The sequence below is a fragment of the Streptomyces sp. ISL-94 genome, assembly GCF_018614075.1.
Classification (GTDB): Bacteria; Actinomycetota; Actinomycetes; order Streptomycetales; family Streptomycetaceae; genus Streptomyces.
This window is the reverse complement of the sequence record NZ_JAGGOZ010000139.1, coordinates 1-14,178: the sequence shown is the minus strand read 5'-3', so window position 1 is coordinate 14,178 and position 14,178 is coordinate 1. Positions and strand designations below refer to the sequence as shown.

The window sequence follows — 14,178 nt, the reverse complement described above, 5'->3', positions numbered from 1 at the left end:
AGACATAGGGGCACCCCCCCGGCTTTCCACCGGCCGCTACGGACGAGGTCCTTGCTCCACTCGGAAAAGCGCCGGTGAGCCGTTGCCCCCGACGGCCCGAAGGACACTGCGGGCAGTTGCTGCCACGTACGGCCCGACGTGGCCACGAACACGATCGCGGCCAGAACCTCGCGATCACCGTGCCGACGTCGGCCACCAACCCGAGGCCGCGACGGCACTTCCGGCACCACCCGCTGGAACAACACCCACAACTCATCCGGCACCAGCCGCTCAACAATCCCTACGACCGCCAACCTACCGAACCATCCAAATGAGATGGCTTTGAGCCTTTTCCAACCTGGCTGTGGCGGTGAGGTGTTGGAGGTTGTCAGCTGTACGGAACGGCGAAGCTCCTGGTAGACGGGTTCTCGACCAAGATCACCCGTGTCCGCCAGGAGCTTCGCGTGCTTATCTATCCCCCGTCGATCGATCTGTCCAGCGGCACCCTGCGCTACCTGGCCACGCGGCTCCGTGCCCGGCAGCGAGAGATCGGGACCCGGTGGCGACGGCTGCCTGCCAGCCGTCAGGCGCTGCTCGTCCTCGCTCACCTGCGGACGTCCTGGCCGCCGCCGCGCCGAGCCTGACCGAGGCGATGAAGACCGTACGGACGAAAGCCTTCGTGATCCTGGAGGGCACCCTGCTGCCGATCGACCGGATCGCCGCCGACACCCCGTACTACTCCGGAAAACACAAACGCCACGGCATGAACGTCCAGGTCCTCACCGACCCGTTCGGCCGACTGCTGTGGGCCTCGCCGGCATTGCCCGGCTCGACCCATGACCTGACCGCCGCCCGGCACCACGGCATCATCGACGCGCTCGGCGAGGCCGACGTGAAGTGCTGGGCGGACAAGGCTTACCAGGGCGCCGGACGCCCCGTCCGGGTGCCGTTCAGGGGCCGCCGGCTCCAACGCTGGAAGCGGCGACATAACAGCACCCACGCCAAGATTCGCTGTCTCGGCGAACAGGCCATGGCCACCCTGAAGGGCTGGCGCCTTCTGCGGAAGCTCCGCTGCAGCACCAACCGGGTCACCGACATCGTGAAGGCCGTCGTCGTCCTTCACCACGCCTCAACCGGAGGCTGGAAAAGACTCCATGAGTTTTGACATCTTCGTGTGCCGGTTCGAGAACGGTGAGCCGGCACCGCTGGACATGAGCGCCGCGCACGAAGTCCTCGACCCCTATGCGGTGGCGCGGGACCCCGAGATGAACTTCCTGCTGGTGAGTACGGCGGAGGGGGAGGAGGCGGGCGTGTACTTCAACAGCCCGACCGGCATCACCTTCAACCGCTTCGGAGGGGACGGGATCATGGACCTCCTCGCCGTCCTGCTGCGCCGACTGGATGCCGTGCTCGTCGTCCCGGGCGGTCCGACCATGATCCAGCAGGATGGGGACCGCGAGCTTCTGCCCGCCTCCCTCAAGGACGAATGGCCCGTCGTCGTGGCCCGTACCGGCGCGGAGATCGACCAGGCGATCCGGGATTCCTGAACAAACGGGCAAGGGGCCGTCCCTGGTGCGTGTCACCGGGGACGGCTCCGTCGTCTCCGCGCGGGCGCGGGCGCGGGCGCGGACGCGGCCAGTACGCCTCCGCGCAGCAGTGGTGAAGGCCGTTCTCGTCCTTCACCACGCCTTAACCTGAGGTTGGAAAAGGCTCACTGCCGCATACGGTGATCACCGCGACCTGCGGCGGGCCATTCCGGCCGCAGGGGCGAGGTATACGCATTTACTGCGGCAGCGCCGGAAGGGCGGGGTGGGCATGACGATCGAACCAGTGACCGGACTCGGGAGCAGAGGCGCGCTCCGGCTGCCGCGCACGCGGTGGTGCCTCTGTCCGCCCCGCCGGCGACGTACACCGCGGCGGTCGAGCGGTACCTCACGGGTTCGGGCATCGCGAAGTCCTCCGCGCGGATCTACCGGATCTCGCTGACGACATGGGGATGGGTGCTCACCGGCGAACCCGCCCCGACCGGCCCGCTCGACGGGGTGCGAAGCCGCCGGTCTTCCCCGTCGCCGCGATCGATGACCCGGCGCTGCCGAAGGTGCCGGCGGAGCTGGCGGCGGCGAGGGCGGACGAGATGGACGCCGACACCGTCAACCGGGAGCTGTCCATCGCGCGCAAGGCGATCGGCTGGTGGCAGCGACAGGACTGGATCGAAGGCGATCCGACGATCGGCATCGAGCGGCGGCCGGCGCCGCCCTTCCGGGATGGTTGTCCTGATCTTCCGTTGGCGCAGGAGGTGGCGGATCTTCCGCGAGGAGTACGCCCTGTCCGCCACCACCCGGTCGCGGGTGGTCCGAGGCCGTCCGCTCCCGGCGCGCGGGACACGGATCGCGTCCAGCACGGCGGGCAGCATGGTGCAGTCGGCCGTGTTGCAGAGGCAGCTGGGGCTCGCCTGGCGGCGTCCTGTCCGTCCTCTCCCCGCTTCGGTTTGTTGTGTACTCCGTTCGGGGCTGGTCGCCGACCCGGAGGGCGTGGTCTTCACTCTCGTGGCGTCCCGCACGCTGAACTGCCCCCGGGCGGGCTGGGGGGTTCCCCGGGCAGCCTCGACGACAGCCCCTGGGTGGTGGCCGACAGCGGGCCGACCGCCGTCGATCCGCTCAGGGAGCCGGAAGATGGGAACCGGGCTCCCCGGCTGCGGTCAGGTGCACTTGGCGGTCAGCGCCATGGACGTGACCGCGGCAAGCGGGATCTCCACCGGAGGCGTGCGCCCTTCCACGGATATGCGCAGCGTGCCGCCGTCCGCCGACATCAGGGCGCCGCACGTAGTGGTCGTGCCATGGGTCACCCGCACCGACTCAGGCTGAGCGCTGGGCGCCCACCAGGTGAGCGCCGTGCCGGCGAACAGGCACCCGAGCGCCAGCGCCACGGTACGCCGGGCGAGCGTGAGCCTGCGGGCAGCCCGTAGCGCCGAGGCGACCTGGAAGGCGTCCACCGAACCGTGATCGCGGTGGATGTCGGCCAGGGTCACCGCGAGCGGTCGGGAGCCGGCCTGTGCGGCAAGGGCCTGCCACAGTCCCGCCACGGCGAGGGCCAGCCCTGCGCCGACGAGTACGGTGACCGCCAGTTTCCACCCGGTCGGCAGCTCGGCCGTGGTGGCGCGGCCTTTGACCACGATCGCTGCGCCGAGCAGGGTGATGAAGGCTGCCAGTCCGTTCCGCCAGGCCTCGGCCGAGGCCTGTACGCCCGGCAGGGAATCGCGTACCAGGGCCTGGAAGCGGTCCCGTTCGGCCAGGTCCGAGTGGCTCGGCGGCCGCGCCGGCAGGCGGGGGCGGAGGGTCACCCGGCAGTCAGCTCGATCCGGAAGCTGGCTCCGCATCCGGTCACGCCCTCCGGCGCGTCCTGGTGGGCGGTGCCGCAGCCGCAGCTCACGTCCAGTACGACCGCCTCCGTGGCGTCGGTCCCCCCATCCCGGCCGCCCCCTCCCATCCCGGTGAGAGCGACGAAGGCCCGCCGGTCGACGATGTGGTGCTCGCAGCGTGGGCACGGTCCCGAGACGACGAAGCCCGCGGCGGCGGGGGCGCCGTGCTCCGTGACCGTGAGCTGCTCGGCCTCCAGCAGTCGGAAAGCACGTTCGGTCCACTCGTACGCGTTGGTGATGCGGTAAACGGGTGACGCTGCTTCGAACATGGCGACACTGTAGTGATCCGCAGTCGGCCGGGCCTGCGGTTTGCAACGACTCCATTGCTTGGGAGCAGATTTGACTGTCAGTGAGGACGAGGACGACGGGCGCGAGGGATGGCGATTGGCCGTTCGGGGCGCGGAGCTGGACCGGCACGGCCGCACGGCGGAAGCCGAGGAGGTCTTCCATCAGGCCGTCGCCCTCGGTGACTTCAACGGCATGTACAACCTCGGGCTGCTGGCCGAACGGGCGGGGCGTACGGACGATGCCCGCGGCTGGTACGTCCGTGCGCACGAGGCCGGGCATCCGGAGGCCGCCAACAACCTCGGAGTGCTGCTGCACAACGCGGGTGACCCGGACGCGCTGTCCTGGTTCTCGGTCGCCGCTGCGGCGGGCCACCCCCAGGCGGCCGCCAACGCGGAGCTGTGCAGGTCCGCCCAGAGCGGTCGGGCTGCGACGCCCACGGCCTTGAAACCGCTGGTCCTCTATGCGCAGGCCGAGGCCGCGTACCGGGAGTTCGAGAGCTCGGGCAATGACGCGGCCCTCGTACGGGCGGTCAACCTCAACCGGGAGGCTGTCGCGCTGGTCCCCGCCGATCACTCGCTGCGCGGCCGGATGCTGGCCGGCCTCCGGGACATCCTGAGGTACCGGTACAACCTGCGGGGGCACTCCGCCGACCTCGACGAGGCCGCTGACGTGGCGCTGACCGCGCTGTCCGAACTGCCACCGGACCACGCGGAGCGCCGGCGGGCCGCGCAGTCCGCGGTTGCTCTGCTCCGCCTCCAGACCGGAGTCACGGGCAACCCGGACAAGGTCCTCTCCGCCGTGGACATCGCCGGGGAAGCGCTGGCACAGCCCGGCGGCACGGAGCAGGAGCTGGGCGAACTGGAGTCGAGTCTCTGCGGGGCCCTGGTCGAGCTCGCCTCGTACGACTGCGATGCGGACGTGCATCTGGACAAGGCGGTCGACTGGGGTTGGGCGGCCGTCGGGCGCATGCTCCCCGGTGACGCCGTCTCCCGGATCAATCTGGCGTCGGCGCTGAACATGCGAGGCCGTCGGCGCGGCTCGCCGGACGATCTGGACGACGCGATCACGTTACTGCGTGCGGCGGGGGTCACGAACGACAGATCGGACCGGGCAGCGGTCGCAAACGAAGCATCGCACCGTGCGGCGGTCGCCACGACGCTCGCATCGGTGCTGCGTACCCGCGCGGAGCTCACCGGCCGCTCCGAGGACGAGCGCGAAGCCCGGGTCGCGGCGGAGGGAGCGCAGACCGCTGTGCGGGCGGCGCCCGCGCACCATCCGCAGACACTGGTGCAGGCTGCGGACGCCGCGGAGGGCCCCGCCGCTCTCGATGCCGCGAAACGTGCCGCGGCCGCCGTGCCTCCGGGCCACTCAGCGCGTTCCGGCCTGCTGGTCCGGTTGGCCATGGCCCTTGATGCGGCGGGTGAGCAGGACGATGCCATCGAGGCGGCGCGTGAGGCCGCAGCCACGGCGGGGAGCCGGAGCGTCGCGGTCGACGCGGGGCGCGTGCTCGGCGTGCTGCTGTTGGGCATCGACGAGGACGACCCCCGGCGCAGGGTTGCCGTGACGGAGGCCGTCGACGCCTTCACCACGGCGGCCGAGGCATGCGGCACGACCGATGTGCTGTATGCCGAGGTGAAGAACGGACAGGCGGCGGCGCTGATCGCCCGCTTCCTGCGAGACGCGGCCGGCACCGATCGCAAGAAAGCGCTGGAGGCCTTGCGGGCAGCGGCGCGCGCGAGCGGCTCGCCTGCCCGGGAACGCCTGTTGGCCACCCGGATGTGGGCCGGCGTGGCCAGGGAAGCCGGAGACCTGGTCGATGCCCTGGAGGGCGCGCGGGCCGGGGTGGACCTCTTGCAGGAGGTTGGCTGGATCGGCCTCGAACAGACCGACCGGGAAGAGGGGCTGCGCGGCGGGGCGGCGATGCCGAGGGAGGCAGCGGCCCTTGCGATCGAAGCGGGGCAGCCCGAGCTGGCCGTGGAACTGCTGGAGCAGGGCCGCTCGGTGCTGTGGCAGTCGACCCTGCACCTGCGCGGCGACCTCGCCGCCCTCGCCGCGCGGGAACCCGGTCTGGCGGCGGAGCTGGAGGACGTCCGGTCGGCACTGAACGGTGGCGGTGACCGGCCGCTCGACCCGGAGGCCCGCATGCGGCTGGCCCGCCGCTGGACACGGATGCTCGCCAAGGTCAGGGAGCTGCCGGGATTCACGGCGTTCCCCACTCCGGCCACGTACGACGCGCTCGTCCCCGCGGCGGCCGAGGGCCCCGTCGTCATCGTCAACATCAGCAAGATCCGCTGCGACGCGATCCTCGTCCTGCCCGGCGGGCGGGTCGATGTCGTACCGCTGCCGGGCGTCAACGTGCCGGCCATGGACACCATCGCCAACACCTACCTGCGCCACCTGGCGGAGGCCTCGGCGACCGGTGCCACCATCCTGCCCAGGGAGCGGGCACGGCACACCGTGCACGACACCCTGGAATGGCTGTGGGAGCACATCGCCCGTCCGGTCCTCGACCGTCTGGGGCTGCCGTCCGAGTCAGCGGACCCGCCCCGGCTGTGGTGGTGCCCCACCGCCTCCCTGCTGAACCTGCCGCTGCACGCGGCCGGGATCTACCCGCGCGGAGCCTACGACCCGACTGAACCGGTCGGACTGCCGTACGCGGTGGTCTCGTCCTACACCACCACCCTCGCCGCACTCGTCGACGCCCGGCGACGGCGAGCAGCCCCGGACTCCGGGGTCCTGGCCGTCGGGCTGTCCGATGTCCAGGCGGGTCACGCTCCGCTGCCGGCAGTGGCCGAAGAACTCCGGCTGCTGGAGGAGTTGATGGGGCAGCAGCTGAACGTGCTGGCCGACGAGGGCGCCACCGTGGACGCCGTGCGGGAGCAGCTGCCCCGGCACTCGTGGGCACATTTCGCCTGCCATGGCACGCTCAACATGGCCGCGCCCGCCACGTCAGGCCTGTGCCTGTGGGACGGCGATATGAACGTTCTCGACTTCGCGGATCTGCGCCTGGACCGGGCGGAGCTGGCGTTCCTGTCCGCTTGCCTCACCCGGCTGAGCGGCGGGCTCCTCCCGGACGAGGCCATTCACACCGCCGCCGCGCTGCGGATGGCAGGCTTCCGGCATGTCGTGGCCACGCTGTGGTCCATCAGCGACCGTGTCGCGCCCGTCGTCGCTGTTGCTTTCTACCGGCAGCTCGGCCCCTCGGGCGGCATGGACTCCGCCGGTGCCGCCGTGGCCCTGCACCGCGCGGTTGCCGGGCTGCGCGACCAACATCTCACCGACCCGATCGTCTGGGCGCCCTTCGTACACGACGGCCCTTAGATGCGGTCGGCAGACAACCGCATCGTCAGGCCGAGGTGACCGGTCGAACGTCCGGAGACAGCGCACCCGTGTGGGCGGCCGAGGAGGGAGGTCAGCCGGAGTACGCCGGAAGCAGGCAACAGGGCCGAGAGCGACGGGTCAGACCGTGGCCGTCTGCTCGTCGTGTTCACGCAGCATGCGCATGACGGTGGCGGGTGAGGGGTGCTGGCCCTTCTTTTTGCCGGTGGTGATGACGAGGCGGGCGGCGATGTCGCGCAGGCTCATCTCCTGATTCCGCAGGTGAAGGGCCATGGACAGCATGTGGTCGTCGGTGACGCCCGCGCCGCCGATGGTCTTGCCGCGCTTGCGGGCGGATTCGTGGCCTTCGAGAGTGCGGTCGCGGATGTACTCGCGTTCCATGCCGGACAGGGCGGCCAGCACGGTGAATACGATGCCGCAGGGGTCGTGTGAGCCCTGGAGTTCCCCGGTGAGGAATTCCAAACCGACGTCAACCTCCGCCCGCGTCACCGCCAAGAACGACGACCACAACCGCCGCCGCCCACGCCGGCCTCACCCAGCGGGCGTGCAGGCGGCTACGGAACCAGCACATGGCCCGATGGAGATCCGTGGTCTCTCGGAGGGCTCGACAGGACGGGTTGCAGTCAATGGGCGTGGCCGTGGGCGCCTGCCGTGGGCTTCCTCCAGTCGATGCCGTGTCGACGGGCCGCCGCGAGAGCTGTGGGCACGCCTTCCGAGTAGGGCTCGCCGTGGCCGGGCAGCAGCGTCGTGGCTGTGATTCCGGCCAGAGAGGTCAGGCTGTCCAATGCCTGTTCGGGGTCGTCGTTGAGGGTGCCGGGCATGATCCCGACGCCACGACGGCCGGTGACGACGTCGAGGGTCACCAGGGCGTCTCCCGTGATCAGGACATCGCGGTCGGCGAGCAGCAGGCAGCTGCTGCCCGGACTGTGGCCGGGCGTGTGGATCGCCCGAGGCGATCCCGGTATGTCCAGGCGCCGGCCGTCGGCGTAGGACTCGGCATGCAGGATCGGTGGGACGGTGAACAGGCCCGCGCGTCCCCAGTTCACGGTGAGGGCAAAGACGTGAGGTTTCCACACGTTTCGTCGAATACGGCGGGGTGGGATGTGGAGTCCGGCGCCTTTGGCCTGAGCCTCGTCGTCCGGGTGTACGTGCACCGGCCGGCCGGTGGCGTCGGAAAGCCGGCGGATGATGCCCAGGTGATCGGCGTGTCCATGGGTGAGCACGATGGCCCGAACCGCGTCCAGACCTTGCCCCCGCTTCTTCAGCCAGTCCATCAGTGCCGGCCAGTGATCGGGCATACCGCCGTCCACGACGGTCAGCGCGCCCTCCTGCTCGATGACGTACCAGTTGACGTGGCCGTCTCCGAAACGGAACACCCCACGGGCGACCTCGATACCGACCTGACGAAGTCTCTGCATCTGGAAGCACCCCTCCTTGACGACTTCCACTATGGAAGCCACTGGGGATGCTACCAATTCACTTCCATCATGGAAGCCGCTAGGCTGAGGACATGCGTTCGCCCCTCGCCCTCGACAACTGTCCCGCCGCCCGAGCACTGGACGTGATCGGCGAACGATGGGCGCTCCTGGTGGTGCGTGAAGCCCTCGGTGGAGCCCGCCGGTTCGACGAATTCCGCGATCGGTTGCGGATGAGCGAGAACACGCTCGCCCGACGGCTGGCGGAGTTGACCGCCGCGGGCGTCCTCATGCGCACGCAGTACAGCCTCAAACCCGCCCGCTTCGAGTACCTCCTCACCGAAAGGGGGCGCGCCTTGGTACCGGTGCTCGCAGCCTTGGTCGCCTGGGGAAACGAGTGGACTGATCCCGATCCCGATCTGCCGGGGCCGCCCGCGCGACCGAGCTGGCTCGGTGAAAGCGCCCCAGGCGTCGCCGAGCGGAGGAAGTGATCGTCCGCGTCGAGACGCGAGCGTCCAATGCCATCGGTCGGGACGACACCGCGGCCCGGCCGCGAACCTGCCTCCGAAGTGGAGTCAGCACGTGCCTAAGACCGTCGGCAGGCTGCATGACGACGGCGAAGCTTGACGAATTGGCCATGGAGGAGACGGCGGTCGCTGCGCTTGACGTTCAGACCCTGTCCTATGCGGCGAGGCGGACGAGTCGCTTGTAGCAGCAAAGGGCTGCCGCGGGGCCGAGAAAGGCCAGGCAGCGGCTGCGGTGGCGTTCGTAGCGGTGGCTGAGCTGACGGTAGCCAGTCAGCCAGGACATGGTCCGCTCGGCCACCCACCGGCGGCACCCTGATCGTTCGCTGGACTCGATGGCTTTCCTGGCGATCCGCACCCCGATGCGTTTTAGTTCGTACACGGTGAGCGGAGCCCGGCGCCGCCACACCAGGGGCAGCGCAAGAGCGGCCGTAAGGGCAACGGCCACCGACAGCCCCTGCGGCGCGCGCGTGGTCATGATGTTGATGAGGAGCAGCGTCGGCAACAGCGAGTCCCACACCATGGGCGGCAGCCGGGAGCCCCAGCGCCGGGCGGCACTCATCGGTCGCGCCGCTCGTGCGGAGGCCAGGTCGGCGTACCTCGTCAGCCGTACGGCCATCCACGCCCGCAGCGCCCGGTTCCGGTAGCGCACCGGCTGGGCACGCGGCCGCCTCGGTCATCACACGTCCCTGTCGATTCAGCGTCATAGTGGCCCCGGTCGGGGCCGCCACCGCGTACAGCTGGAGCCGGGGCGAGTACGGGAAGCGTAAGACCCGCGCTGCCCGGCACGTACCGCGGCCCCGTCACGGTAGGCCGCAGTCCAGCGGAACGCATGAGTCCACCGTCTGATGGCACCGTGCTGAGATACGACCGCAGGAGGAGTCCCGCTACCTCCCGTGGTCGCAAAGCGGCCGGACCTGGCGTGTTCGAGTGCGACTCCGGTTGCATAGGCGATATGCCTGGATGCGACTCTGGTCGCACAGGGACATGCCTCGGATTGCGACTCCGGTTGCACGCGATGGCGACCCGGGATCGATGTGGCAGCGCGGACCTCGCGCCGAGGGTGGCCAGGTGACCGAAATCATCACGGGATTGCACATGTCCCCCCTGGAAATCCTTGCCTTGCTGAGTGCCGTCGCGCTGGTAGTGGCGCGCTGGCTTCCCCCCGCCGCCCGCCCACCCCTCACGATCGCGGCAGGATTGGGTTTCGTGCTGTCCGCGATCGTGCTGAGCGTGGTGGGGATCCGCTGGCAGATGCTGCCGGTACTGGCAGGCGCTGCCTTCGCGTTGCCGTTCGCCGTCTCTCCTCTGATTCGACGACGTACCGGCCGACCGGCGAGGCGGGCCCGATGGTGGGTGGCGTTGCCGGGATCGGTGGCCTGCGTCGGCCTGACCGCCACGGGCCCGGCGGCCGCTTGGGCCTTTCCCGTACCCGTGTTCCCCGAGCCGACAGGCCACTTCGCGGTCGGCACCCGCGTGATGCAGTGGACCGACCCGAACCGCCCCGAGACCGCCACTCCCGAACCCGGCGACCGGCGCACGGTCGTGGTCCAGCTCTGGTACCCCGCGCAGAAGAGCCCCGCAGGCGCTCGGCGGGCCCAGTACCTCGGCCGTACGGAGCAGGAGGCGCACACCGTCTCCGACGCCCTCGCGCGCTATGCCGGCCTCCCCGGTTTCCTGGTCGACGGTGTTCCGCGTGCCCACACCCATTCGGTTCTCAACGCCCCGGTGGCCCGCGATGGCGCACGGTTCCCGGTCGTGCTGTTCTCTCCCGGACTGGGGGGCGTGCGCACCCAGAACACCGCCTGGGCGGAGGAACTGGCCAGCAACGGCTATGTGGTCGCCGCCCTCGACCACCCGTACGATTCCGCCGCCGTCGTCCTCGCCGACGGCCGAACGATCAACACCGAGATCGCCTCCACCGGCGACGACGACGAAGATGACAAACGGGCCGCCGAAACAACGAGAATTCGGGCCGCGGACCTCAGCTTCGTCCTCACTCAGCTGGGCGGTCTGGACCGAGGTGAGATCGACGGCCCGCTGACCGGACGTCTGGACACCGGCCGGACCGCGGTGACCGGCCACTCCCTGGGCGGCGGCGCCGCCCTGCAAGCAGCCCGCCAGGACCGCCGGTTCGCCGCCGTCATCAATCTGGACGGCTACCCTCGCGACCCCGACCTGCTCCCCTTCCACCAGCCGGCGCTCGCGCTCACCCAAGCCATCAGCCCGGAAACCGACCCGCGCTACATACCCCGCCTCACCGAGGTCCTCAACCTCAGCACCGCGACGAGCTACCGGCTCACCATCCCCGGCGCTGCACACCTCACTTTCATGGACGCCCCCCTGTACCTGCCGCCTGTGCCCTCGATGGTCGGCTCCCTGGGCCGCACCGAGAGCCCGCGCGTCGTCGCCGCAACCACTCTCGCCTTCCTGGACACCACCCTGCGGCACAAACCCGGTGACCTGGCCGGAGTTCTGTCGGCCTACGGCGACCTCAGCGTCTACCGCCCGGGCAACAGCCGCTGATCAGCTGTGCCGCGGCAGCCGACGGCACAGCCGTTCCCCTGTCGAGGACGAAGTTCTGCCGGGCGGTCGCCAGCCGGCCGAAGACGGTGGCGTCGGCACCATGTGCGTCCGCCCCGCGTGTCCCCAGTCCCGCGAAGGCCGGACCGCCCGTCTCCTGACTCTTCAGCACCGTCATGAAGCGTTCCGGCCCGGAGTCATAGGTGGTGACTCCGGGCCGGAGTGTTTCGATCGTACGGGCCTGCGGTTATCCGTCCTCGGCGTCGTCCGTCTCGTCATCCGTGTGCGGGTCGCGCAGTTGCCGCAGGCCCGGCCGCCGGCAGCGCCTCCGCACCCGGGGCGGGAAGACCGCCGCGAAGTACCACACCCCGCGCTTCGTCCTCGTCCCCGCGCTCCGCGAGGAACTGGAGATCCCCGTCCCCGCCGACCGGCACCCGGGCCGCGCGTGGAAGCAGGGCCCGGCGCTCGCGATCGTGCCCGCGCCCCGCACCGAGCGACCGGTCAGCATCGGGTACGCCCGCACCTCGAGCGCCCGCCAGGAACTGGCGAGCCAGCTCGAAGCCCTGCATCGGGCGGAGTGCCACAAGGCCTTCAAGGAGCAGATCAGCACCCGTCTCAAGGTCCGGCCCGAGCTGAAGAAGGCGCTCGCGCTGGCCCACCAGTTCAAGCAGACCGCCCCGGAGACGCCTGTCATCCTCACGGTGCACGAGCTCAAGCGTCTGGCCAGGAACGCGGCAGAGTTGATGACGCTGTCCGCCGAACTCCAGGCCGGCGGCATCCAGCTCGAACTCCTCACCGGCCCGCTCACTGGGATCTACGACCCGAACGGCATGGGCGCCATGTTCTTCGCCGTGCGGTTTACCCATGCCGCCGGACGGGTCGGTTTCCACCAGAGTGGGGCTCGGGTAGCCCGGGTCCAGCCCCGGGCGCTGGCCCTTGTTTATCAAACGGGTCGACCCGTAAGGTATGGGCATGAGTTCCGCTCCGCCGCCCAGGGGGCGTCCCAGGGATCCCCGGTCGCACGAGGCGATCGTCAGTGCGACAGCCGCTCTGGTAGCCGAAGTCGGCTACGCGGCGACCTCGATTGGGGCCGTGGCCGCACGCGCCGGGGTCGGCAAGGACGCCGTCTACCGGCGGTGGTCGGGGAAAGCGGAGCTGGTCTTCGAGGCCCTGTTCACGACCACCGACGATGCCCCGATCCCGGACACCGGCACGCTCACCGGGGATCTGACCGTACTGCTCGAGTCCCTGGTCGACGAGTACCGCACACCCGCCGGCGCTGCGGCGCTGCCAGGGCTGCTCGCTGATTTCGCAGCCGATCCGGCCCTGAAGGCGCGTATCCGTACCGACTTCCTGGCTCCGTCGAAGGAGCGGCTGACGGTCATCTTCGACCGGGCCGCGCAGCGCGGCGAGATCGCCGCCGACACTCCGGTCAATCTGGTCCTGGACACGTTGGCCGGAGCGGTGCTCTTCCACGTCGCACTCGTCGGGGAATCCCCGACACCGCAGCTGGCCGGCCAACTGGCCGCGATGGTCTCACACGGCATCGAGATCCGATGAACGCCCGCCACCCCGCACCGGAGGTTTCCATGTCTGACGCCGCCATCGCCACTCTCGCGACCCCGGCCGGCCGCCGCTGGCCGCTGTGGACAGCCGCCGTTCTCGCCGCGGGCATCGCCGGGCTTCACCTGCTCGGCACCTCAGAATTCGTTGATCCGCTGCTCGGCGCCGACCTCGATGCCTCCGTCATCCAGCTCTTCCGCGTGCTGTGGCACGTGTGCTCACTGTTGCTCGCGGCCCTCGCGGTCGCCCTGACCTGGGCCGCACGTGCTGAGCGAACGGCCGCACTGCCGGTCCTGGCCTTCGTCTGGGTCATCGCCGCAGCGTTCACCTGTGTGTTCTTCGCCGTCGATCTGGCAGCCTTCGGAGGTGCGGTGTTCACCCTGCCCCAGTGGACCCTGTTCGTGCCGCTGCTCTTGCTGATACCGCTCGCGCGCTGACCCGGCTGGCCGCAGGTCAGGGTCTGCTGCGTTGTTTTTTCGGCGGGTACTACCGGGACCCCGGAGCGCTCTCCACAAGCTGCCGGGCGGACGCAGTCCAGCGGGCGGATGTGGTCGGCAATCGTGATGAGGCGGTTGCCCTGATCGACGTCGTCGAGTTGCAGAGCCCGGATCATGCCGGGCCGTACGGCGTGGATGGCGGCCAGGGCGAGGATGAGCCGCGCGTGCGGGCGGGTGGCGGCAACGATCGCCTCGTCGACATCAGTCTGGTCGGGGGGCTGCAGGACTGGTGCGAGGTGCCGGGGGAGGAGGATGTGGGCGGTCGGGTTCTTGAAGATCTGGCCGGTCTTCTTTGCGTGGCGGAACAGGGACCGCAGGGCGACGATTCGGTTCTCGCGCTGCTTGCCGGTGGCCGCGTCGCGGATGTCGAGCACGTCCTTGTGGGTGACTTCTCGCAGGTGGTCGTAACGATTGGACCATTCGGCCAGCGCGGGCCGGACCTCTTGCAGGCAACCGCGGGCGGTGCTCAGGGCACGTGGTGGGGCGCGCGGGCGAACTAGGTCCTGTCTGGAGTCCAGATCATGAGTTTGGTGGATCGCCTGCGCGCAGGGTCTTGGTCTTGATAGGCCATCAGTCATGGCGCGAGGCGATCTCACCGACGAGCAGTGGGCTCTGATCGAACCCCATCTCCC

12 protein-coding genes and 4 pseudogenes are annotated in these 14,178 nt (G+C 70.0%); 9 read left to right on the top strand and 7 right to left on the bottom strand.

Translation table 11 applies throughout. The annotated features are described in order from the left end of the window. On the bottom strand, positions 1–278 hold a 278-nt coding region (locus J7E94_RS33380; RefSeq protein WP_308345631.1), incomplete at its 3' end, for a transposase. A gap of 165 nt (positions 279–443) precedes the next feature. Here J7E94_RS33380 and J7E94_RS33375 point away from each other — a divergent pair. Together J7E94_RS33375 and J7E94_RS33370 are read left to right on the top strand one after the other, a co-directional pair. Next, positions 444–1,144, top strand: a pseudogene (locus J7E94_RS33375) (transposase family protein). Next, positions 1,134–1,526 carry a hypothetical protein gene (locus J7E94_RS33370; protein WP_215020573.1) on the top strand — a complete coding sequence of 131 codons (393 nt, stop codon included), beginning with the start codon at positions 1,134–1,136 and terminating at the stop codon, positions 1,524–1,526. The pseudogene J7E94_RS33375 and the gene J7E94_RS33370 overlap by 11 nt, the downstream one beginning before the upstream one ends. A 710-nt stretch (positions 1,527–2,236) precedes the next feature. Here J7E94_RS33370 and J7E94_RS35215 read toward each other — a convergent pair. From J7E94_RS35215 to J7E94_RS33355, 3 genes and pseudogenes are all read right to left on the bottom strand, one after another. Further along, a pseudogene (locus tag J7E94_RS35215) lies at positions 2,237–2,374 on the bottom strand (IS5/IS1182 family transposase); the annotation flags it as partial. A gap of 303 nt (positions 2,375–2,677) precedes the next feature. Beyond that, the gene (locus tag J7E94_RS33360) at positions 2,678–3,319 is read right to left on the bottom strand and encodes a hypothetical protein (protein WP_215020571.1); all 642 of its coding nucleotides are present in this window, start codon (positions 3,317–3,319) and stop codon (positions 2,678–2,680) included. Further along, complete coding sequence (locus tag J7E94_RS33355) at positions 3,316–3,666, bottom strand: hypothetical protein (RefSeq protein ID WP_215020570.1); 351 nt, start codon at positions 3,664–3,666, stop codon at positions 3,316–3,318. Before J7E94_RS33355 ends, J7E94_RS33360 begins: the two co-directional genes overlap by 4 nt. A 70-nt stretch (positions 3,667–3,736) precedes the next feature. Between J7E94_RS33355 and J7E94_RS33350 the strand changes: the two genes are divergently transcribed. After that, positions 3,737–7,006 (top strand): CHAT domain-containing protein, encoded by a 3,270-nt coding sequence (locus J7E94_RS33350; RefSeq protein WP_215020569.1) that lies wholly within the window; start codon positions 3,737–3,739, stop codon positions 7,004–7,006. 138 nt (positions 7,007–7,144) lie between these two features. On the opposite strand, the gene J7E94_RS33345 is transcribed toward J7E94_RS33350, so the two are convergent. Together J7E94_RS33345 and J7E94_RS33340 are read right to left on the bottom strand one after the other, a co-directional pair. Further along, positions 7,145–7,513, bottom strand: a complete 369-nt coding sequence (locus J7E94_RS33345; RefSeq protein ID WP_308345629.1) for a recombinase family protein — start codon at positions 7,511–7,513, stop codon at positions 7,145–7,147. A 134-nt stretch (positions 7,514–7,647) separates the two neighbouring features. After that, on the bottom strand, positions 7,648–8,472 hold the full coding sequence (locus J7E94_RS33340) for an MBL fold metallo-hydrolase (RefSeq protein ID WP_215020568.1): 825 nt from the start codon (positions 8,470–8,472) through the stop codon (positions 7,648–7,650). Between the two features lie 62 nt (positions 8,473–8,534). Here J7E94_RS33340 and J7E94_RS33335 point away from each other — a divergent pair, with 62 nt between their 5' ends. Continuing rightward, the gene (locus J7E94_RS33335) at positions 8,535–8,930 is read left to right on the top strand and encodes a helix-turn-helix domain-containing protein (RefSeq protein WP_215020567.1); all 396 of its coding nucleotides are present in this window, start codon (positions 8,535–8,537) and stop codon (positions 8,928–8,930) included. A gap of 190 nt (positions 8,931–9,120) precedes the next feature. Here the strand turns inward: J7E94_RS33335 and J7E94_RS33330 are convergent. After that, positions 9,121–9,333, bottom strand: a pseudogene (locus tag J7E94_RS33330) (IS5/IS1182 family transposase); the annotation flags it as partial. Between the two features lie 665 nt (positions 9,334–9,998). Between J7E94_RS33330 and J7E94_RS33320 the strand changes: the two are divergent. The 5 genes and pseudogenes from J7E94_RS33320 to J7E94_RS33300 all read left to right on the top strand — a co-directional run bounded on the left by J7E94_RS33320 (position 9,999) and on the right by J7E94_RS33300 (position 14,046). Next, entirely contained in the window at positions 9,999–11,489 is a 1,491-nt protein-coding gene (locus J7E94_RS33320) for a hypothetical protein (RefSeq protein WP_215020566.1), read from the top strand. Positions 11,490–11,689: 200 nt separating this feature from the next. After that, positions 11,690–12,280 (top strand): annotated as a pseudogene (locus tag J7E94_RS36120) (recombinase family protein); the annotation flags it as partial. A 172-nt stretch (positions 12,281–12,452) separates the two neighbouring features. Beyond that, positions 12,453–13,046 carry a TetR/AcrR family transcriptional regulator gene (locus J7E94_RS33310; protein ID WP_308345628.1) on the top strand — a complete coding sequence of 198 codons (594 nt, stop codon included), beginning with the start codon at positions 12,453–12,455 and terminating at the stop codon, positions 13,044–13,046. Positions 13,047–13,075: 29 nt separating this feature from the next. Then, on the top strand, positions 13,076–13,486 hold the full coding sequence (locus J7E94_RS33305; RefSeq protein ID WP_215020564.1) for a hypothetical protein: 411 nt from the start codon (positions 13,076–13,078) through the stop codon (positions 13,484–13,486). Beyond that, on the top strand, positions 13,438–14,046 hold the full coding sequence (locus J7E94_RS33300) for a hypothetical protein (RefSeq protein WP_215020563.1): 609 nt from the start codon (positions 13,438–13,440) through the stop codon (positions 14,044–14,046). The genes J7E94_RS33305 and J7E94_RS33300 overlap by 49 nt, the downstream gene beginning before the upstream one ends. Positions 14,047–14,178: the final 132 nt, after the last annotated feature.

Excerpts from the sequence above, each read along its gene's own strand:
- J7E94_RS33370 (WP_215020573.1), top strand. The coding sequence starts at position 1,134 with ATGAGTTTTGACATCTTCGTGTGCCGGTTCGAGAACGGTGAGCCGGCA.
- J7E94_RS33355 (WP_215020570.1), bottom strand. The coding sequence starts at position 3,666 with ATGTTCGAAGCAGCGTCACCCGTTTACCGCATCACCAACGCGTACGAG.
- J7E94_RS33335 (WP_215020567.1), top strand. The coding sequence starts at position 8,535 with ATGCGTTCGCCCCTCGCCCTCGACAACTGTCCCGCCGCCCGAGCACTG.
- J7E94_RS33320 (WP_215020566.1), top strand. The coding sequence starts at position 9,999 with ATGTGGCAGCGCGGACCTCGCGCCGAGGGTGGCCAGGTGACCGAAATC.
- J7E94_RS33310 (WP_308345628.1), top strand. The coding sequence starts at position 12,453 with ATGGGCATGAGTTCCGCTCCGCCGCCCAGGGGGCGTCCCAGGGATCCC.
- J7E94_RS33305 (WP_215020564.1), top strand. The coding sequence starts at position 13,076 with ATGTCTGACGCCGCCATCGCCACTCTCGCGACCCCGGCCGGCCGCCGC.